At 65.0% G+C, this 18,325-nt stretch carries 18 protein-coding genes and 1 tRNA gene; 15 read left to right on the top strand and 4 right to left on the bottom strand.

All coding sequences use genetic code 11. From position 1 onward, the window contains the following. Positions 1–3 precede the first annotated feature (3 nt). The 4 genes from D0T21_RS17195 to D0T21_RS17210 all read left to right on the top strand — a co-directional run bounded on the left by D0T21_RS17195 (position 4) and on the right by D0T21_RS17210 (position 5,769). Positions 4–2,277 carry a bifunctional diguanylate cyclase/phosphodiesterase gene (locus D0T21_RS17195; RefSeq protein WP_116992203.1) on the top strand — a complete coding sequence of 758 codons (2,274 nt, stop codon included), beginning with the start codon at positions 4–6 and terminating at the stop codon, positions 2,275–2,277. Positions 2,278–2,296: 19 nt separating this feature from the next. Beyond that, positions 2,297–3,892, top strand: coding sequence for an SEL1-like repeat protein (locus tag D0T21_RS17200; protein WP_116992009.1), 1,596 nt, complete (start codon positions 2,297–2,299; stop codon positions 3,890–3,892). Between the two features lie 79 nt (positions 3,893–3,971). After that, positions 3,972–4,217, top strand: a complete 246-nt coding sequence (locus D0T21_RS17205) for a hypothetical protein (RefSeq protein WP_116992010.1) — start codon at positions 3,972–3,974, stop codon at positions 4,215–4,217. A gap of 91 nt (positions 4,218–4,308) precedes the next feature. After that, a complete protein-coding gene (locus tag D0T21_RS17210; protein WP_116992011.1) occupies positions 4,309–5,769 on the top strand; it encodes a flagellin in 1,461 nt (486 codons plus the stop codon). Here D0T21_RS17210 and D0T21_RS17215 read toward each other — a convergent pair. Continuing rightward, entirely contained in the window at positions 5,752–6,318 is a 567-nt protein-coding gene (locus D0T21_RS17215) for a DUF4865 family protein (RefSeq protein WP_116992012.1), read from the bottom strand. The genes D0T21_RS17210 and D0T21_RS17215 overlap by 18 nt on opposite strands. Continuing rightward, positions 6,315–6,716, bottom strand: a complete 402-nt coding sequence (locus D0T21_RS17220) for a tautomerase family protein (RefSeq protein WP_116992013.1) — start codon at positions 6,714–6,716, stop codon at positions 6,315–6,317. Before D0T21_RS17220 ends, D0T21_RS17215 begins: the two co-directional genes overlap by 4 nt. A 102-nt stretch (positions 6,717–6,818) precedes the next feature. Here D0T21_RS17220 and D0T21_RS17225 point away from each other — a divergent pair, with 102 nt between their 5' ends. Further along, positions 6,819–7,742, top strand: coding sequence for a LysR substrate-binding domain-containing protein (locus D0T21_RS17225; RefSeq protein ID WP_116992014.1), 924 nt, complete (start codon positions 6,819–6,821; stop codon positions 7,740–7,742). Here the strand turns inward: D0T21_RS17225 and D0T21_RS17230 are convergent. Further along, on the bottom strand, positions 7,732–8,988 hold the full coding sequence (locus D0T21_RS17230) for a M28 family peptidase (RefSeq protein WP_116992204.1): 1,257 nt from the start codon (positions 8,986–8,988) through the stop codon (positions 7,732–7,734). The genes D0T21_RS17225 and D0T21_RS17230 overlap by 11 nt on opposite strands. Positions 8,989–9,056: 68 nt before the next feature. Here D0T21_RS17230 and D0T21_RS17235 point away from each other — a divergent pair, with 68 nt between their 5' ends. The 6 genes from D0T21_RS17235 to D0T21_RS17260 all read left to right on the top strand — a co-directional run bounded on the left by D0T21_RS17235 (position 9,057) and on the right by D0T21_RS17260 (position 13,047). Then, entirely contained in the window at positions 9,057–10,148 is a 1,092-nt protein-coding gene (locus D0T21_RS17235) for an SMP-30/gluconolactonase/LRE family protein (RefSeq protein ID WP_229211529.1), read from the top strand. A 161-nt stretch (positions 10,149–10,309) separates the two neighbouring features. After that, positions 10,310–10,906: a PEP-CTERM sorting domain-containing protein gene (locus D0T21_RS17240; protein ID WP_199538546.1), complete on the top strand. Its 597-nt coding sequence runs from the start codon at positions 10,310–10,312 to the stop codon at positions 10,904–10,906. A gap of 96 nt (positions 10,907–11,002) precedes the next feature. Beyond that, positions 11,003–11,515, top strand: coding sequence for a phage tail protein (locus tag D0T21_RS17245; protein WP_116992016.1), 513 nt, complete (start codon positions 11,003–11,005; stop codon positions 11,513–11,515). Between the two features lie 28 nt (positions 11,516–11,543). After that, the gene (locus D0T21_RS17250; protein ID WP_116992017.1) at positions 11,544–12,083 is read left to right on the top strand and encodes a phage tail protein; all 540 of its coding nucleotides are present in this window, start codon (positions 11,544–11,546) and stop codon (positions 12,081–12,083) included. Positions 12,084–12,092: 9 nt separating this feature from the next. Then, a complete protein-coding gene (locus D0T21_RS17255; RefSeq protein WP_116992018.1) occupies positions 12,093–12,617 on the top strand; it encodes a phage tail protein in 525 nt (174 codons plus the stop codon). Positions 12,618–12,636: 19 nt separating this feature from the next. Then, positions 12,637–13,047, top strand: coding sequence for a hypothetical protein (locus tag D0T21_RS17260; RefSeq protein WP_116992019.1), 411 nt, complete (start codon positions 12,637–12,639; stop codon positions 13,045–13,047). On the opposite strand, the gene D0T21_RS17265 is transcribed toward D0T21_RS17260, so the two are convergent. Further along, positions 13,044–14,699 carry a methyl-accepting chemotaxis protein gene (locus tag D0T21_RS17265; protein WP_116992020.1) on the bottom strand — a complete coding sequence of 552 codons (1,656 nt, stop codon included), beginning with the start codon at positions 14,697–14,699 and terminating at the stop codon, positions 13,044–13,046. The genes D0T21_RS17260 and D0T21_RS17265 overlap by 4 nt on opposite strands. A 269-nt stretch (positions 14,700–14,968) precedes the next feature. Here D0T21_RS17265 and D0T21_RS17270 point away from each other — a divergent pair, with 269 nt between their 5' ends. The 4 genes from D0T21_RS17270 to D0T21_RS17285 all read left to right on the top strand — a co-directional run bounded on the left by D0T21_RS17270 (position 14,969) and on the right by D0T21_RS17285 (position 18,303). Then, a complete protein-coding gene (locus tag D0T21_RS17270; RefSeq protein ID WP_158568017.1) occupies positions 14,969–15,550 on the top strand; it encodes an FxDxF family PEP-CTERM protein in 582 nt (193 codons plus the stop codon). Between the two features lie 61 nt (positions 15,551–15,611). Continuing rightward, positions 15,612–15,685, top strand: a tRNA-Gly gene (locus tag D0T21_RS17275). Between the two features lie 475 nt (positions 15,686–16,160). Beyond that, positions 16,161–16,898 (top strand): hypothetical protein, encoded by a 738-nt coding sequence (locus D0T21_RS17280; RefSeq protein ID WP_116992022.1) that lies wholly within the window; start codon positions 16,161–16,163, stop codon positions 16,896–16,898. 70 nt (positions 16,899–16,968) lie between these two features. Continuing rightward, entirely contained in the window at positions 16,969–18,303 is a 1,335-nt protein-coding gene (locus D0T21_RS17285) for a caspase family protein (RefSeq protein ID WP_116992023.1), read from the top strand. The last annotated feature ends 22 nt before the right edge of the window (positions 18,304–18,325 follow it).

Consider the following 18,325-nt stretch of genomic DNA (forward strand, 5'->3'; position numbering starts at 1 on the left):
ATGATGAACCTGAACCCAGCCAGCCTAACCGCTGTCACCGCGGACGACCACGCCCCCGTCGCCCTCTCCACCGATAACTGCCCGCGCATCCTGCTCGTAGACGACGAGCCGCGTTTGCTGTCATCCCTGTACGAACTGCTGCGTGACCGCGACTACCATCTGGTCACGGCGACCTGCGGCAGCGAGGCGCTGGCCCAGCTGACCAAGCTCAAATTCGACCTGATCCTGCTCGACCTGCGCCTGCCGGACATGAGCGGCCACGAGATCATGGACTTCATCAACGCCAAGGAGATCGACGGCGACGTCATCGTCATGAGCGGCGATGTCGGCATCGAGGCGGCCATCGGCGCGCTCAAGCGCGGCGCCTACGACTACCTGCGCAAGCCTTACAGCCGCGAGGAGCTGCTCAAGACGGTGGAGAACGCGCTGCAAAAGCGCCGCCTGGCCATCGACAACGAGCGCATCGCCTCCAAGCTGGAAAACTCCGAGAAGATGTACCGCTACCTGGTGGACAGCTCGCCGGACATCATCTACACCCTGAACCACGAGGGCAAGTTCACCTTCGTCAACGACCGTGTGCAGCAGCTGCTGGGCTTCACCCGCGAAGAGCTGATCGGCCGCCACTACTCGGTGCTGGTGCACGACGAAGACCAGGAGCGCGCGCGCTACGCCTTCAACGAGCGCCGCGTCGACGAACGCGCCTCGCGCAACGTCGAGCTGCGCCTGAAGTGCAACGCTGGCAGCGGCATCGAGCGCACCTTCAACAATACGCTGATGACGATTTCGCTCAACGCGATCGGCATGCACATCCCCGACCACGAGGTGAAGAAGCACGAGTTCTTCGGCACCTACGGCGTGGCCCGCGACATCACCGACCGCAAGCGCGCCGAGGAAGTGATCTCCTACCAGGCCTACCACGACATCCTGACCGACCTGCCGAACCGCATGCTGTTCAAGGACCGTCTGGGCCTGGCCGTGATCCAGGCCAAGCGCAAGTTGACCGAGCTGGCCGTGATGTTCGTCGACCTCGACCGCTTCAAGCTGGTCAACGACACGCTGGGCCACGTCAAGGGCGACGAGCTGCTGCAGCAGGTGGCCACGCGCCTCAAGGATTGCCTGCGCCGCGGCGACACGCTGGCGCGCCAGGGCGGCGACGAGTTCACCATCGTGCTGCCGGAGCTGCGCGACCGCCAGGACGCCAAGGCCATCGCCGACAAATTCCTCGAAAGCCTGCACAAGCCCTTCGACCTCGATGGCCACGAGGTGCACATCTCGGCCTCGATCGGCATCGCGATTTATCCGGGCGACGGCGAGACCATCGACGAGCTGCTGCGCCACGCCGACATCGCCATGTACCAGGTCAAGGCGCTGGGCAAGAACGGCCACAGCTTCTATCACAACTCGATGCTGGACGTATCGCACCAGAAGATCGCGCTGGAGCAGAGCCTGCGCAAGGCGCTGGAGCTGAACGAGCTGGAAATGTACTACCAGCCGCAGGTCGACGTGGCCACCGGCCGCATCATCGGCGCCGAAGGCCTGATGCGCTGGAACCATCCGCAGCGCGGGCTGCTGTCGGCCGGCGAGTTCCTGCCGTTCGCCGAAGAGAATGGCCTGATGCTGCCGATCTCCGACTGGATGCTGGGCGCGCTGTGCCGCGACCTGCTGCAATGGAACGCGGCCGGCGGCGAGGCGATCCGCCTGTCGCTGAACCTGTCGCCGCAATACCTGGACCGCGGCGACTTCTTCGAGAAGATGCGCGGCGCGCTGACGCGCTACGGCATTTCGCCGGCGCAGATCGAAGTCGAGATCACCGAGAACATCTGCATCCGCAATCCGCAGTACGCGATCGAGCAGCTGAATAAATTGTGCCAGCTGGGCGTGTCGGTGGCGATCGACGATTTCGGCACCGGCTATTCGTCGCTGTCGTACCTGCACCGCTTCCCGATCCACACGATCAAGATCGACCAGTCCTTCGTCAAGGAGATCCACGACGAGAACGGCCACTACCCGGTGATTTTGGCGATCATCTCCATCGCGCGCGGCCTCGGCCTGCACCTGGTGGCCGAGGGCGTGGAGACCGAGGTGCAGGCGCGCTACCTGCAAGCGAACGGCTGCACCACGATGCAGGGCTATCTGTACCACCGGCCGATTTCACTGGCTAGCTTCATGGACGTGCTGCAGGACCAGGGCCGCTTGACGGCGATGCCCTCGGCGCACGTGCTGCACGTGGTTCCCAACCTAGACACCCAACCGGCAATGGTCGCGATCCAGGCCTGACGCAGCATAGAAAAACAGCATGACGAAATACGGTCCCAACGAAGCCGACGCAAATAGCGGCAGCACTTATACCGCCGAGTTCTTGCGCGTCAAGGGACTGGCCGAGCGTGGCGTGGCCAATGCCCAGCACAGCCTGGGCTTCATGTACTTCAACGGCCAGGGCGTGGCGCAGAGCTACGAGCTGGCGGTGGTCTGGTATCGCCAGGCCGCCCACTCGGGCCTGGAACACGCGCAGTACAACCTGGGCGTGATGTACCAGAAGGGCCAGGGCGTCGAACAGAATTACCAGGAAGCGGCCGCGTGGTACCAGCTGGCGGCGGAGCAGGGCTACGCCGCCGCGCAGTACAACCTGGGCTGGCTGTACGCCAAGGGCCAGGGCCTGGACGCCGACACCAACAAGGCCATGCACTGGTTCAGCAAGGCGGCCGACCAGGGCGACGCCGGCGCGCAAAACAATCTCGGCATGATGTACGACACCGGCAAGGGCGTGCCGCAGGACTTCAAGCAGGCCATCGCCTGGTATCGCAAGGCGGCCGAGCAGGGCTATCCGCGCGCGCAGTTCAACCTCGGCCTGCGCTACGACAACGGCCAGGGCGTGCCGCAGGACGTGGGCCAGGCGATGTCCTGGTACCGCAAGGCGGCCGACCAGGGCTATGCGCCGGCGCAGTTCAACCTGGCGCTGCGCTTCGACAAGGGCGACGGCATCGCCCAGGACAGCCAGAAGGCCATCCTGTGGTATCGCCGCGCGGCCGAGCAGGATCACGCCAGCTCGCAGTTCAACCTGGGCCTGATCTACGACAACGGCCAGGGCGTGCCGCGCGACGAGCAGAAGGCGCTGGACTGGTATCGCAAGGCGGCCGAGCAGGGCCACGCGGCGGCGCAGAACAATCTCGGCCTGCGCTACGATCACGGCCAGGGCGTGGCGCAGGATTACGAGCAGGCGCAGTTCTGGTACCGCAAGGCGGCCGAGCAGGGCTTCCCCGGCGCGCAATACCACCTGGGCATGCTGTACGACGCCGGCCACGGCGTGGTGCAGGATCACCAGGAGGCGATCTTCTGGTACCGCAAGGCCGCCGACCAGGGCCATCTGCGGGCGCAGTTCGACCTCGGCCTGCGCTACGAAACCGGACGCGGCGTGCCGCGCGACGACCGCAAGGCCATGGCCTGGTATCGCCGCGCCGCCGAGCAGGATTACGCGGCGGCCCAGTACAACCTGGGCCTGCTGTTCGACAAGGACGACGGTCCGCAGCCCGATTGCGCCCAGGCCAACGGCTGGTACGCCAAGGCGGCCGGGCAGGGGCACGCGCTGGCGCAGTTCACGCTGGGCCTGCGCTTCGACAACGGCCAGGGCCTGGCGCAGGATTATGCGCAGGCGCACCACTGGTATCTGAAGGCCGCCGGCCAGGGTCATGCGCGCGCGCAGTTCAACCTGGGGCTGATGTTCATGGTCGGCCAGGGCGTGCGCGCCGATATCGCGCAGGCCTGGATATGGCTGGCGATGGCCGAGCGCGGCGGTTACGCGGCTGCCGGCCGCTACCTGAAAAATGCCGCCGCCCGCATGGACAGCGGCCAGCTGGCGCAGGCCAGGGAACGCCTTGAGCTGTTGCCTGGCTAGGGGGAAACTGTAACAGCGGTAGACACTTTGCTTGTTTTATAGATAATATCTAAAAACCAACTACAACATAGGGTGTCTTATGCAAAAATTCCTGACCGCCGCAATGCTTTTGGGCTTTATGGGGCTGACCGCCTGCGCCACCGTGGAGCAGCCGGCCGTTCTCGCTGACGCCGCGCCCGCCGCCGACAGCAAGCCGGCCTATGCGGTTGCTCCGACCGGCTCCCGCATCCCTTCGAAGCGAACTGGACAGACGCTGGGATCCACCAACGGCGCCGATTACGACCGCGATATGCGCGGCATCGCAACGCCATTCGAGAAGAAGTAAGTCTTTCGGGCGGGACTGCTCAAGTCCTGCCGTATGTTGCCGTTAGATAATCGACAACCGTCATTCCGTGGCGGCACCGAGAGCAGACGGCATGCAGATCAACACCAACCTATCCGCACTGAACGCCCAGCGCAGCTATGCGCAGGCGGGCGAGGATATGGCTGTGCGCCTGCAAAAACTCTCCAGTGGCCAGCGCATCAATTCGGCGCGCGACGATGCCGCCGGCCTGGCCATCAGCGAGCGCATGAGCGCCAGCATCAATGGCTTGCACCAGGCGCGGCAAAACATCAACGACGGCATTTCCCTGATCCAGGTGGCCGATGGCGCGGCCGGCCAGTTGCTGGAAAATTTCCAGCGCATGCGCGAGCTGGCGGTGCAGGCCGCCAACGACACCAACAGCAAGACCGACCGCGCCGCCATCCAGGGCGAGGTGAACGCGCTGGTCGCGTCCAATGTGGACATCGTCGCCGGCGCCCGTTTTAACAACCTGGGCTTGCTGGACGGGACGTTCTCGCAGCAGTTGCAGGTCGGCGCCGAGGCGAACCAGACGCTGGCGCTGTCCATCCCGGCCGCGCTGGTGCCGATCGGGAACAACAAGGCCAATGTCAACGTCGCGCCGCAGCAGGCCACGGCGGTCGGCACGGCGGTGCTGGGGGCGATCGGCAATGGCGACCTGCTCATCAATGGCGTGGCGGTGGGCGCCTCGGCGGCCGGCGCGCAGCCGGGGCAGGGCGCCGGCAGCGCCTTTGCGGTGGCGGCCGCCATCAATGCCGCCAATGTGCGCAATGTGACGGCCAGCGCCGCCACCAGCTTGTCCGGCGGCGTGGGCGCCGCCGGCGCGTTGGCGGGGGGCAGCTTTTCCATCAACGGCGTCAACATCGGCGCCATCGCCGGTGGCACCGCCGCGATCCGCGCGGCCAACGCCGCCGGCGCCATCAGCGCGGTATCCGGCGCCAGCGGCGTGACGGCCAGCGCCGCCGGCGGCACGCTGACGCTGAGCACCGCCGACGGGCGCGATATCGTCATCGCCGAATCCAACCCCGGCAGCGCCGCCTCGCTGGGCTTGACCCTGGGGGCGAACAAGGGCACGGTCACCGTGACGGAGGCGGTGCGGCCCGGCGCGCACTCGATGGCCATCGCCGGCGCCAATCCGGCGGCGGCGGGGCTGAGCGCGGGCAGGCAGGCCTCGGTGGTGGTGGGGCCGCCGGAGGCGGTGGTGCAGGATGTGTATAGCGGCGGCGAGCCGGTGCAGGACCTGACCACCGCCAGCGGTGCGTCCGCGGCGCTGGAGTATTACGACGGCAAGATTGACGAGGTGACCGGCATCCGCGCCCAGCTGGGGGCGGCCAGCAACCGGCTGTCGGCGGCGGCCAGCAATGCCGAAAACGGCGCCAACAACCTGGCGGCGGCGCGCTCGCGCATCCGCGACACCGACTACGCCAGCGAGACGGCGCAACTGACCCGCGCCAGCATCCTGCGCCAGGCCGGCGCCTCGATGCTGGCCCAGGCCAACGCCCAGCCGCGCGGCGCGCTGCTACTGCTGCTGCGCTAGTCCCGGCGCCGACACGTGGCCGACCCGGTAGCGCTGCTCATGCGGCAGCGGCGGCAGCGCCGGCTCGCCGCGCCACAGGCACAGGCGCACGATGCTCCAGTCGCCCGGCTCGAAGCCGATCACCACCGCCAGCGCGCCGCACTCGAGGGCGTGGCGCGCGTGCTGTTCTTCCCGCAGGCGCAGCTGCGCCAGGTCGCTGTGGGGCGCGATCGCCTCGACGCTGTGGGTGGCGTGGCGCGCCTGCCGTACGGCCTCGCCGACGCTGGCGTGCCACGGCGTCCAGGTGCGCACCGACGGCCAGCCGAAGGCCTGCGCCACGCCGGCGAAACCGGGACCGTTGAGGAAATCGTGCATGCCCTCCTCGCTGTGCCACAGGTAGAAGGGCGCGTACAGGTTTTCCTGCGACTCGCCGCGCTCGGCGTACAGATAGGCCTTGAAGGCCAGGTGCGGCAGCTGGTCCAGCAGCGGCCCCTTGCTGCCGATGCGCTCGCGCACGATGGCCATGTCGTAGTCGGCCGGCAGGCTGAAGCTGTATTGCATCGCGATCATGCCGGCCTCCACAGGCTGGCGGCCGGGGCGCCGCCGCTGAACGACCAGTCGTCGCCCTGCGAGCTCGACAGCACCACCATCACATCCTGCGGCCGCAGGCCCGGCGCCTCGGCCAGCAGTTCGACCAGGCGGCGGTAAAACGCCTGCTTCATCTCGGTGCTGCGCGGCTTGCCGGTGGTGATGTTGATCAGCACGAAGTCGTCGGAGCGCGGGCCGGACGGGCTTTCGTAGTCGCGGTCGAAGACCAGTTCATACGGTTCGTGTTGCTGGATGAGCTGGAAACGGTCTTTTTCCGGCACGTTGAAGGCCTCGACCATGGCGCGATGCAGGCTGTGCGACAACGCGGCCAGGTATTCGGGCGATTTTCCTTTCAGCAGAGAAATGCGACTCATGGGCATGATGGGCTCCGGTGGGGTGATTGACAGCTTCACGATACAGGGCTATTTTGATCCTGAAAATCAGGAATATTTTGATGAATAGTTCGATAAATCGGGATGGTTATGCGAAGAATTACTTTTGACCTCGATGTGCTGCGCACCTTCGTCACCGGCGTCGACCTGGGCAGCTTCGCCAAGGCGGCCGACCGGCTGGGGCGCTCCACCTCGGCCGTCAGCGCGCAGCTGAAGAAGCTGGAGCAGCAGCTGGGCATGCCGGTGTTGCGCAAGGAAGGGCGCGGCATGGTGACCACCTCGGCCGGCGAGTCGCTGCTGGGCTACGCGCGCCGGCTGCTGGAGCTGAACGACGAGGCGGCCACCGCCGTGCGCGGCGCCGAGCTGGCCGGCAGCGTACGGCTCGGCATGCAGGAGGATTTCGGCGAGCACATCCTGACTGAAGTGCTGGGCCGCTTCGCCCGCGTCCATCCGAAGCTGCGCATCGAAGCCTGCGTGGCGCGCAATGCCGACCTGATGGCGCAGATGGCGGCCGGGCGGCTGGAGCTGGCGCTGGCCTGGAGCGATCCGGCGCAGGCGTCGCCGGCGGCGGGGCGCACGCCGGAACTGGCGCGCTTGCCGATGCGCTGGATAGGCGCGGCCGGCGTAGGCGACTGGCCGGCCTGGAGCGGGCACGGCGAGCCGCTGCCGCTGGTGATGATGGACGCGCCCTGCATGATGCGCTCGGCCGCGATCCATGCGCTGGACCGGGCCGGCATCCCATGGCGCATCGCCTTCAGCAGCCCCAGCTTGGGCGGCGTGTGGGCGGCGGTGGCGGCCGGGCTGGGCGTGACGGTGCGCACCCAGGTCGGCCTGCCGCCGGCCTTGCGCGCGCTGGAGCAGCCCGGCCTGCCGCCGCTGCCGGTGATCGGCCTGCGCCTGCATCGCGGTGCGGACGAGCTGAGCGCGCCGGCCCAACGCCTGCACGACATCGTGTTGCAGGCGATCGCCGCGCAGCCGGCGCTGGCGGGTGCTGCGGTCAGCCTTACTTCCTGATGCTGGCGCCGGCCAGCTGGGCCACGCCGGCCAGCGTGGTCTGCGCCGCGTTCAGGCCCAGCAGGAAGTCCTTGTCGGAGTAGGCGGCGTAGACGTCGGTGGGCTGGTGCCAGTTGGGATTCCAGCCGGCGCCGATCTGCTGGCCGCGCTCGTTCTCGCGCAGCGAGATCGAGGGCACCAGATCCATGAACGGCGTCGAGTCGGTGTTGGTCATGTGGAAGCCGACGGCGGCCGGATAGTTGCTGGCGTATTTGTCGTTGGCGGCGCGGAAGGCCCAGGCCAGCCTGGCCGAACCTTCGGCCTGCCGCGACACCGACTGGTATTCGATGTTGACGTCGGCCTCGCGCCGCTGCTCCGGCGGCGACACATACACCGGCTGGCCCTTGGCGTCCAGCACCGGCTTGCCGGCCGCATCCAGTTTCGCGATCGGCATGCCGTGGTCCCACAACATCATGTCGTGCTGGATCATGCCCAGCCATTTCGGCTCGGGATATTTGCCCGAGCCCTTGGGCGATTCGATGCCCTGCAACTCCTTGCGCTGCATGGCGTAGGCGGTGGCGCCGTTCAAGCCGGTCTCCTCGTTGTTCCACAGCGCGAAGCGGATCGAGCGCTCGGTCTGCACGCCGGGCGCGCTGAAGATGCGCGCCAGTTCCATCACCAGCGCGGTGCCGGAGCCGTCGTCGTTGGCGGCCTCGCCGAAACCCATGCCGTCCATGTGGGCGCTGACGATGTACATTTCCTCCGGATGCGTGCTGCCGACCTTGGTGCAATAGACATTCTCGCGCTGCGAGGTGCCGACCGGCGTCTGCTCGGCGTTCAGCGCGCGCAGTGTTGCATCGGGCTGGCGCAGTGGATCGGTGTTGACGCCGATCGCCGCGCGGTTGCCGAACAGCGTGCTGCCGCCCTGGCCGGCGGGACCGCCGGCGCCGCCGCTGGGGATGCCCGGCGCGCGCTTGGCCGCGGGCGCGTCCGGCGCCGGCTGGGTGTACTGGTATTGCAGGCGTTCGGTGTTGCTGCAGCCGTAGGACTTGAGCTGGGCCTCGATCCAGTCCAGCGCCTGGCGGTTGCGCTCGGTGCCCTGGCGGCGGTCGCCGAAGCGCGTCAGGCTCTTGATGGTGGCCTTGTATTTTTCCAGGTCGAGCTGGCCGACCAGGGTGGCGATCGGATCGGCGGCGGCCGCGCTCTGGGCGTGGGCGAGCGGCGCGGCGACGGCCAGCGCGATACTCAAGACAACAACTGGTTTCATGGACATCCTCTGGTTGGCTGAAACAGGCTTTGCCATTCTGCATCAAGATTGCGTAGACTGGGTGCACTATGAAAAAAATCGCCAAGGTGTCCATGTTTGCCGCATTGATCGTCGCCGCCTATCTCGGCCTGTGGCCGGTGCCCATCGTGCCGGTCAGCTGGACCGCGCCCACCCCGCCCGGCTACACGGGCATCCATGCGGTCAACCAGCGCCTGGCCGGTTTGCGGCAGATTGCGCTGGGCGGCGAAGTGGGGCCCGAGCATGTGTTGGCCGGCCGCGACGGCAAGCTCTACACCGGCGTCTTCAGCGGCAAGATCCTGCGCATGAACGCCGACGGCGGCGCGCTGGAAACCTATGCCGACACCGGCGGCCGGCCGCTGGGACTGGACTTCGACGGCGCCGGCAACCTGATCGTGGCCGACGCCGTCAAGGGCTTGCTGTCGGTGGCGCCGGACCGCAGCGTCAGCGTGCTGGCGGACCAGGTCGGCGGCGAGGCGATCCGCTTTGCCGACGGCGTGGCGGTCGCGGCCAACGGCAAGATCTACTTCAGCGACGCCTCGCAGCGCTTCGGCCCGGTCCAGCGCGACACCATGGAAGCGGCCATGCTGGACGTGCTGGAACAATCGTCGACCGGGCGCGTGCTGGAATACGATCCCGCCCGCAAGGCCACGCGCGTGGTGGCCGGCGGCCTGAGTTTTTCCAACGGCGTGCTGCTGAGCGGCGACCAGCGCTGGCTGTATGTGAGCGAGAGCGGCAAGTACCGGGTATGGAAAATCGCCGTCGACGCCGCCGGAGTGGATGTGCGGGTGGCGTCGCCGCAGGCGCAGGTGCTGCTCGATAACCTGCCCGGCTATCCGGACAACCTGGTGCGCGGCGCCGGCGGCCGCATCTGGCTGGGCCGGTCCGGCCCGCGCAATGATCTCGACAAGATGGCCGACAAGCCCTATCTGCGCAAGCTGATGCTGCGCCTGCCGCGCGCGCTGTGGCCCGAGCCCAAGCCCTACGGCCATGTGCTGGCGTTCACCGAGGACGGCCGCATCGTCGCCGACCTGCAGGATCCGGGCGGCGCTTCGCCGGTGACCACCGGCGCGACCGAGGTGGCCGGGCGGCTGTACATCCACAACGTCGGCGCCGGCAGCATAGGCTGGCTGCAGCGCTGAAAAGTGATTGTCAATAAACTTGCATCTTGCTACTTTTATAAAAACAACATTTATACAATATTTTTAAAAATAGCTATCATAATGATAATTTGTTGAAATTTTTACAGTAAAATAACCGCATTGTTGCTCGCCAAATCCTCCAATCGTCTTGAAGGTTAGCCATGCGTAACTTATTTTCTGCCTTGCTGTGCGCTGCGGCGTTCGCCGCCCCGTCCGCCTTTGCCGCCAACCTGATCACCGATGGCGATTTCTCCGCCGCCACGCTGGCGGCCTGGACGCAGGGCGGCGACCCCTTGCTGCAGTATGTCGGCTACGACTATTCCTACATCCCGCTGACCAATGAGTTCAACCATGTGTTCAGCGACGGCAACTACGCCAGCGCCGGCCTGCTGGGCCAGCAGGTCGCCACCGCCCCCGGTTATCGATACACGCTGGAATTCGATCTGCAGCGCGCCGATACCTCGTTCGGCGCTCTCCCGGCAATCAACGACTCCGAGGTGCTGTTCAACGGCGTCGTCGTCTGGCATCAGACCAACACCAGCAGCGAGTGGACCCATTACGTCGTCAGCAACCTGAGCACCAACAAGGCATCGACCCTGTTGCAGTTCTCCAATCGTAACTTCTACGACGTCACGGCGATCGACAACGTCTCGCTGGTGCTGAGCGCCGTGCCGGAGCCGTCCTCCGCGCTGATGCTGTCGCTAGGCTTGGGCGGGCTGCTGCTGGCCGGCCGCGCCAAGCGCCGCCGACCTGACTGACACGGCCCACCGGCCTGCACGCCGTCGTCCGACGGCGTCTTTCCCCTCCGCCGCCCGGCAGTGCCGGCGCGACATCTCTTGCCTACAGGAGCGACCATGTCTGCACCATATTTAGCCGAAATCCGTATGTTCAGCTTCAACTACATGCCCAAGGGCTGGGCGCGTTGTGACGGACAGCTGCTGTCGATCAATCAAAACCAGGCGCTGTTCGCCGTGCTGGGCACTACCTACGGCGGCAACGGCGTGAGCAACTTCGCGCTGCCCGACCTGCGCGGCCGCATGCCGATGCACAATCCCGCGCCGGGCGCCCAGGGCGGCGAAGCCTCGCACACGCTGACGGCGGCGGAGCTGCCACAGCATGGACACGCGCTGCGGGCGGTCAACCAAACCGATCCCTCCGTGCTGCGTTCCACCAGCCCCAGCGGCAATTACCTGTGTTCGGTGCCGGCCGGCGGCGTCAATGTCTACCATGGCTACGACGGCAGCGCGGCGCTGGCGCCGACCAGCGTGACGAATGTGGGGGGCGGCCAGGCCCATGAAAACCGCCAGCCCTATGCGACCAGCTTGTTCGGCATCGCGCTGGTCGGCATTTTCCCTTCGCGCAATTAATCGCGCAACCCGCTCCAGGAGACCATTTATGTCTATGCCATATGTCGGTGAAATTCGTATGTTTGCGGGGAACTTTCCCCCGGTGGGATGGGCGACCTGCAACGGCGCGCTGCTGCCCATCTCGGAATATGAGACGCTGTATAACCTGATCGGCACCACCTATGGCGGCGACGGCCAGGAAACCTTCGGCCTGCCCGACCTGAGCGGGCGGGTGCCGGTCCATGTGGGCACGCTGAGCCCGACGACTTACGTGCTCGGCGAAAAGGGCGGCCTGGAGCAGGTGACGCTGACCACCGCCCAGATCCCGTCGCACAACCACCGGATCAACGCCAGCGCGGCCGTGCCGCCGTCGGCCGCCAGCGCGGTCAATATCACGGACGGCTCCAGCTGGGTGCCGGCGGCGCCTTCGCCCAAACCCAAGCTGTACGGCACCCAGGGTCCCAACCTGTCGATGGGCGCCGACAGCATCGGCTTCGGTGGCGGCAGCCAGCCGCACGAGAACATGGCGCCCTACCTGGCGATCCAGTTCATCATTTCGTTGTTCGGCGTTTATCCATCTCAAGGTTAAGGAGACACCATGGCTGATCAATTCGTCGCGGAAATCCGCCTCTTTGCCGGCAATTTCGCGCCAACTGGCTGGGCCACCTGCGATGGCCAGCTGTTGCCGATTTCGCAGAATACCGCCCTGTTCTCGCTGTTGGGCACGCAATACGGCGGCAACGGCACGTCCACCTTCGCGCTGCCCAATCTGCGCCAGCGCGCGCCGATCGGCGCCGGCCAGGGCGCCGGCTTGAGCGAGCGCTTGCAAGGGGAAGCGGGCGGCGCGGCCAGCGTCACCGTGACCGCCGCGCAGACGCCGGCCCACGCGCATAACGTGATGGCGTCCGGCCTGCCTGCCACCACGACCAACCCGAACGGCAATACGCTGGCGGTGTCGATTTCGCCGTCGCCGCCGTATATCGGCCCCGCGCCGCTGCAACCGATGGGCGCCGCCGTGCTTGCCGCATCGACCGGTGGCGGCCAGGCGCACAACAATGTGCAGCCCTACCTGGAGCTGAATTTCATTATTGCGTTGCAGGGGATCTTCCCGCCGCGCGGCTAATCATCGTGAAGGAACGACTATGGAACGGCGAACATTTGTAATAGCCACCGGCGGCATGCTGGGTAGCGGCGGCCTGTGCGGCGCGGCCGAACTGGTCAAGGCCAAGACGGCGCCGCTGGCCGGCATCGGCGTCTCCCAGGTCGCGGCGGCCGGCAGCGCGGCCTACCTGGCGCTGGTGCAGGAGCGCTTCAATGTGTATCCGGGCGGCAGGGGGATCGGGATGACGCTATTGAGCGTCAAGCGCAGCTTCCCGGCCGCGCGCGGCGACCAGTTTTCGCTGACCTTCGCGGTGGCCGCCAGCCAGTCGCTGGCCAGCGGCGTGTATGAAATCGAGCATGCCGACATCGGCAAGCAGACCGTCTATCTGCAATTGGCCGGCAACGGCCCGGAAGGCAATTACTACCGGGCCGATTTCAACCTGTTGAACTAAGCACGGCGCGCCTGCCGGGGCGCTGCGCGCTCCGGCTGCGCGTGGTGGGAAGCGATCAGCGCCAGGTTGCCGGAGGCCTTGCCCGGCTTGCCCTGCGGCGGCAGCTTGAACACTTCCAAGGCCTTGGCCACGGCCTGCGCCTGCAGGTCCAGCACGCCGGTGGCGGCTGAGGCTTCCTCGACCATCAATGCGTTCTGGCGGGTGACCTCGTCCAGCTGCATGATGGCGTCCTTGACCTGGTTGACGCCGCTGCTCTGCTCGCGCGTGGAACCGCTGATGTCGCCCATGATGGCGGCTACCCGGCCGATGGCGGCGATCACCGCGTCCATATCCTCTCCTGCGGCGCTGGCCATGCCGGCGCCGACCGCGATCTTGCCGGCCGAGGCGTCGATCAGGGTCTTGATCTCCTTGGCGGCGGCGGCGCTGCGCTGGGCCAGGTTGCGCACCTCGCCAGCCACCACCGCGAAGCCGCGGCCGCTCTCGCCGGCGCGCGCCGCCTCCACCGCCGCGTTGAGCGACAGGATGTTGGTCTGGAAGGCGATGCCGTCGATCAGGCTGATGATGTCGACGATCTGGCTCGACGAGGCGCGGATGTCGTTCATCGCGGCCACCACTTGCGTGACCGCCACGCCGGTGCGTTCGGCCAGCGCGGTCGCTTCGCTCGCCACGCCGCTGGCGGTGTTGACGTTGTCGGCGGTCTGGCTGACGGTGCCGGTGATCTGGCCCATGTGCGCCGAGGTCTGCTCCAGGTTGGCCGCCTGCGCCTCGGTGCGCGCCGACAGGTCGGCATTGGCCGCGCGCACCTGGGTGGTGGTGCTGCGGGTCAGCGTGAAGTTGCTGCGGATGTCGACCAGGATGGACGCCAGGTTCAGGTTCAGCTGGCGCACGAACGCTTGCAGCTGGCCCAGCTCGTCATGGCGGTCGACCGCCATGCGGGTGGTCAGGTCGCCGCCGGCCAGGATGCGGGCGGCTTCGATGCTGGCCTTGATCGGCGCGACCACCGCCAGGTGCAGGTTGCGCCAGCTGTACAGGGCCAGCGCCACCATCAGCAGCGCCTGCCAGTGCAGGGCGCTCTCGGCATAGGGCCACAGAGCGTGGCTGGCGATCGTCAACCCGAGCACGGCCATGCTGCCGAAGCACAGGGCCAGGCGCTGCGCCAGCGTGATGTCGCGCAGCGCCTGGGTCCAGCGGCGCCAGCCGCGCGCGGCGGCGGCGCCGCGCACGATGCGGATGCCGTCCGGATTGCCACCCTTGACGGTGCGGTAGAGCTGTTCGGCGTCCTGGATCTGTTCGCGCTTGGGTTTGGTACATACCGACATGAAGCCGGTGGTCTTGCCCTTTTCAATCACCGGCGTGGCGTTGGCGATGCACCAGAAGTGGCCGCCGTCCTGGCAGCGGTACTTGACCAGGCCGCGCCACGGTTGGCCCGACAGCACGGTGCGCCACATGTCGGCGTCCACTTCGGGCGGCATGTCGGCATGGTAGAGCGAGGTCTGCGGGCGGCCGTGCAAGGCCTCGTCGGCGTAGCCGCTGGCCTGGATGAAGGTGGAGTTGGCGTAGGTCAGGCGGCCCTGGAGGTCGGTGGTGGTGACGATGGGCTTGCCGTCTTCAAGGACGGTTTCGCGGCCGGCCGCTGGAGGTGTGCTGCGCATGGGTGATCCTGTGCATGGGTTGGTCGAGGGTGGCTAGCATCCTAACAGATTCAGGTGTCAACTATTTCCCAGGCGATATGATTTTTGTCTGCCGTCCAACAAAACAGCATCATACTTTTTTACAACAAAAAATTTCTTTCGAGGCAAGTAAATTATTTTTTTAAAAAGTAAATTCCTATAGCGCAATCATTATGGTACATTTGCATCACTGGGTTGATGCTAGGCTTCAAGCCCCATTGCAGCGCAATCACTACCAAAAGAGGACTATCTTGAAATTCTCTAAAATCGCAATCGCCGCCTGTGCATTTGCCGCTGCAATTGGTTCGGCACCTGCCGCCTTCGGCGCCACTGAAACCATCGTTCTGGGCCATAGCCTCACCGCCGGTTTCGCCAGCCAGGACATGGCTCACCTGAAAATCGACCAAGTGGGCGCCGATACGGTATGGACCCTGAAGGCCGACTGGAACAATTCGCTTAACGGGACTAGCCCCTTCGTCTTCGATCTGGAATTTTCCAATACGAAGCATGCCGCGCCAGTCAGCTTTAGTCCGCTTGACGGCAGCACCATTGGGCTGGCGAATCACGGCCTGAGCGCCACTGCGGTGAAGTTCCAGCCTGGCAACAACAACAACGGCCGATTTACCGATGGCGAATCTGCCACGTGGACCTTCACCAACACAACCCTGAACGACTTCAGCAACTTCCAGTTGCATGTCAACGCGCTGACGAATAACCAGTCGGTCAAGTTCACGCAATACGTGACACCAGTGCCGGAGCCGGAAACTTATGGCATGCTGCTGGCAGGCTTGGGCCTGGTCGGTTTCGCCGCACGCCGCCGCGCCGCCAAGTAACTCCAGCGGCCATGCGGCAACGTTGTCAACATTGTCGAATCCCGCGTAGAATGCGTGGCATGCGGGTGTAGCTCAATGGTAGAGCAGAAGCTTCCCAAGCTTACGACGAGGGTTCGATTCCCTTCACCCGCTCCAGTCAAATCAAAGACTTAGCGCCGGCCTCCGGCGCTATTTTTTTTCCGCAAACAAGTCCGATTTCCGCAAAAATCACTTTGCCAGCATCACAATCCGGCCCCGCCGCAGATAGTGGCGTTGCGGCGTAGTCGTCTCCATTCTCCGGAGTTGTCGTCAAATGGGTATCAGTTGTCGCAAATTGCAAAGCCAATATGTCTGTATGGCAACTAATATGGCGTGGATGTAATTTGCGTTGTCTAAAGGGTCATGTGTCTTGGGCGAACGCCTACTTCCTTGCACAAATTTTATTCGTTCAGGACAAAATTACATCACTAGTGATAATCGGATAGTTTTCCATGTGGAAATATGTGCGATACTTAACAGACACTATTGGTTGTTTACTGATAGTAAGTGTGGCCCCCGGCTCGGCGATCAGCAATAGTGGCAAGCAATTTTTGATAATCAAATAACAATATTCAAAACATAGGGAAGAAGAATGGATACATTCCGCGTCGCCAAATACGCCATGGCCATTGCAGCCGTGTTGCAAGCCTGCGCAGGTCAGGCCTTTGCTCAACAATCTGCCTACGCAGACTTGGACGCCTGCACCAAGAACGAACAGATTAAATTGACCGCCAAGGGCGCTGCAGTCGGCGCGTTGGCGGGCTTGGGTGGTGCTTTATTCTCCGGTAACAAAGACAAGGCCGGCAAGGCCGCGTTGGCCGGGGCGCTTGGCGGCGGCGCCATCGGTTTCGCGACCGCGTATTACACCGCGATCGATACCTGCAACAAGCTCAACCCGAGTTGGGTTACCGAGTCAAAATTGGTGCGTGATCCAAGCAAGACCTATACCCAGGTGGTCAAGGAAAACCGCTACGCGGCCAAGGATGGCGTCACATTGCGGCTGCGCGACATGGCAATGCCAAGCCAGACCAAGCCGGGTGAGCGCGTCACCATCGATACGGTCTATGACCTGATGACACCGGACGGTGCCGAAACCGCGGTGGTGTTCTCGCGCAAGCTGTTCGTCGTCGCAGACGGGACGGAACAATTGGTTCAGTTCCCGGTAGCAGCGTCGGAATCGCGGACCGTGGAAGTGGGGCGCAGCAAAGAATCGATGGTGCTGCCGATTGCGCCTGACTCCAAGCCGGGCACCGTGTACAGGGTGGAAATTAGCGCCGCTGCGGGCGGCAAGACGCCCGTCACCATGTCGAAGAGCGTGACGGTAATCTGAGCGCTGCATCCAGCAGGCCGCCATGCGGGGCGGCCGTCCATTGCTCCAACGCCTACTGTAAGGCCTGACGATGATTGAACGCACCTATAAGTCGCTCCTGATATTGCTGTTGCTGCTGCTCACCGGTTGTGCTGCGAGCCAGATGCACGGTTTTGAAAACACCTACTACTCGTACAATGTGCCGCAGCTTTTGCTGGACAAGATAGCGCTCAAGTTGCGTCAGGAGGGGCTGGTCGATGCCCGTGTCGGGCGCGACAGTGTGGGCCGGGTCCAGCTGGCCGGCAGTTACCAGACCGAAGACGAAGTCGACCGAGCCTTCGTCATCGTCCAATCGATCGTCGGCCTGAAATCGACCTCGCCTTTTTATCCCGACAATATTCGCCGCAAGCGCTGGGAGCTGGAGGCGGGCGAGCAGTTGGCGCGGATTGCGCAGGCCCAGCGCAGCGCGCCGCGCCCGGAGCATCGGGTAGCCTTGATCATCGGGATCAATACTTTCCGTGACAGTCGCCATTGGCTCCCAATCCAGGGAGAGGACGATGCCGCAGTGGTCCAGCGCGCGGCCGCGCAGGCCGGATATACCGTGACCAGCTTGTTGGGGCGCCAGGCGACCAAGGCCAGCATCGAAGCGGCGTTGCGCAACATCGAGGCCGATCTGCGGCCGACCGACAGCCTGTTCATCTATGTTTCCAGTCATGGGGAGCAGCCGCTGCCCTCGGCGAACGGCAACGATGAACGCAAGATGTCCATCATCGCCTGGGATTCCGGTGATGCGGCCATCAACAACAGGACCGATTACGAACTGAATCTGTACCGGACCGCAGTGCCCGACACCTTGCTGCAAAAGCTGGCCAAGAAGCCGACCCGCAATACCCGTATCCTGATCGACACTTGCTATAGCGGCGAGATGCTCAAGGGGCTACCCGACGAGAGCGGCGGCTATATCGCGCAAGCCAATGGCGGCGCGGCCGAGCGCGCCGGTATTTCAATGGCGGCCTGGACTGGCAAGGCCTACACCTCGAAGGCGATCCGTTTCAGCGACGATGCCCCGGCGCGTACCCAGGCGGCGAAGCGCACCCAGCCTCAGGCCAGCGCGGCCGCGAGCGACGCCATCGACGGCGAACGTGCCTACACCATCATCACCGCAACCAGCGAAGGCGAGCAATCGCTGGGACCGCCGATCCAGGTCGGCGAATTCCTGTTGCCCGACCAGCGGCGCACCTTGCGCGGGTCGTACTTTACCCAGGCCTTCTTTGCCTATCTCGATGTCTACGCCGGACAAGTCGAACCGGCTTTTGCGGCAGCCCGTGATTTCACCAACCGTAAGGCGCAGGAAGTAACCGGCGGTGCCCGGACCCAAGTGCCCCGGCAATTTTCCACCCGCTCGGCAGAGCGCAACCGGCTTTGATACATCTGGCCCACATTTCATC

Origin of the sequence: Duganella sp. BJB476, from assembly GCF_003416895.1 — a bacterium.
Lineage (GTDB): Bacteria > Pseudomonadota > Gammaproteobacteria > Burkholderiales > Burkholderiaceae_D > Rugamonas.

What these genes read in the sequence shown, in the direction of transcription:
- D0T21_RS17195 (WP_116992203.1), top strand. Translation starts at nt 4, where the DNA reads ATGAACCTGAACCCAGCCAGCCTAACCGCTGTCACCGCGGACGACCAC.
- D0T21_RS17200 (WP_116992009.1), top strand. Translation starts at nt 2,297, where the DNA reads ATGACGAAATACGGTCCCAACGAAGCCGACGCAAATAGCGGCAGCACT.
- D0T21_RS17205 (WP_116992010.1), top strand. Translation starts at nt 3,972, where the DNA reads ATGCAAAAATTCCTGACCGCCGCAATGCTTTTGGGCTTTATGGGGCTG.
- D0T21_RS17210 (WP_116992011.1), top strand. Translation starts at nt 4,309, where the DNA reads ATGCAGATCAACACCAACCTATCCGCACTGAACGCCCAGCGCAGCTAT.
- D0T21_RS17215 (WP_116992012.1), bottom strand. Translation starts at nt 6,318, where the DNA reads ATGATCGCGATGCAATACAGCTTCAGCCTGCCGGCCGACTACGACATG.
- D0T21_RS17220 (WP_116992013.1), bottom strand. Translation starts at nt 6,716, where the DNA reads ATGCCCATGAGTCGCATTTCTCTGCTGAAAGGAAAATCGCCCGAATAC.
- D0T21_RS17225 (WP_116992014.1), top strand. Translation starts at nt 6,819, where the DNA reads ATGCGAAGAATTACTTTTGACCTCGATGTGCTGCGCACCTTCGTCACC.
- D0T21_RS17230 (WP_116992204.1), bottom strand. Translation starts at nt 8,988, where the DNA reads ATGAAACCAGTTGTTGTCTTGAGTATCGCGCTGGCCGTCGCCGCGCCG.
- D0T21_RS17235 (WP_229211529.1), top strand. Translation starts at nt 9,057, where the DNA reads ATGAAAAAAATCGCCAAGGTGTCCATGTTTGCCGCATTGATCGTCGCC.
- D0T21_RS17240 (WP_199538546.1), top strand. Translation starts at nt 10,310, where the DNA reads ATGCGTAACTTATTTTCTGCCTTGCTGTGCGCTGCGGCGTTCGCCGCC.
- D0T21_RS17245 (WP_116992016.1), top strand. Translation starts at nt 11,003, where the DNA reads ATGTCTGCACCATATTTAGCCGAAATCCGTATGTTCAGCTTCAACTAC.
- D0T21_RS17250 (WP_116992017.1), top strand. Translation starts at nt 11,544, where the DNA reads ATGTCTATGCCATATGTCGGTGAAATTCGTATGTTTGCGGGGAACTTT.
- D0T21_RS17255 (WP_116992018.1), top strand. Translation starts at nt 12,093, where the DNA reads ATGGCTGATCAATTCGTCGCGGAAATCCGCCTCTTTGCCGGCAATTTC.
- D0T21_RS17260 (WP_116992019.1), top strand. Translation starts at nt 12,637, where the DNA reads ATGGAACGGCGAACATTTGTAATAGCCACCGGCGGCATGCTGGGTAGC.
- D0T21_RS17265 (WP_116992020.1), bottom strand. Translation starts at nt 14,699, where the DNA reads ATGCGCAGCACACCTCCAGCGGCCGGCCGCGAAACCGTCCTTGAAGAC.
- D0T21_RS17280 (WP_116992022.1), top strand. Translation starts at nt 16,161, where the DNA reads ATGGATACATTCCGCGTCGCCAAATACGCCATGGCCATTGCAGCCGTG.
- D0T21_RS17285 (WP_116992023.1), top strand. Translation starts at nt 16,969, where the DNA reads ATGATTGAACGCACCTATAAGTCGCTCCTGATATTGCTGTTGCTGCTG.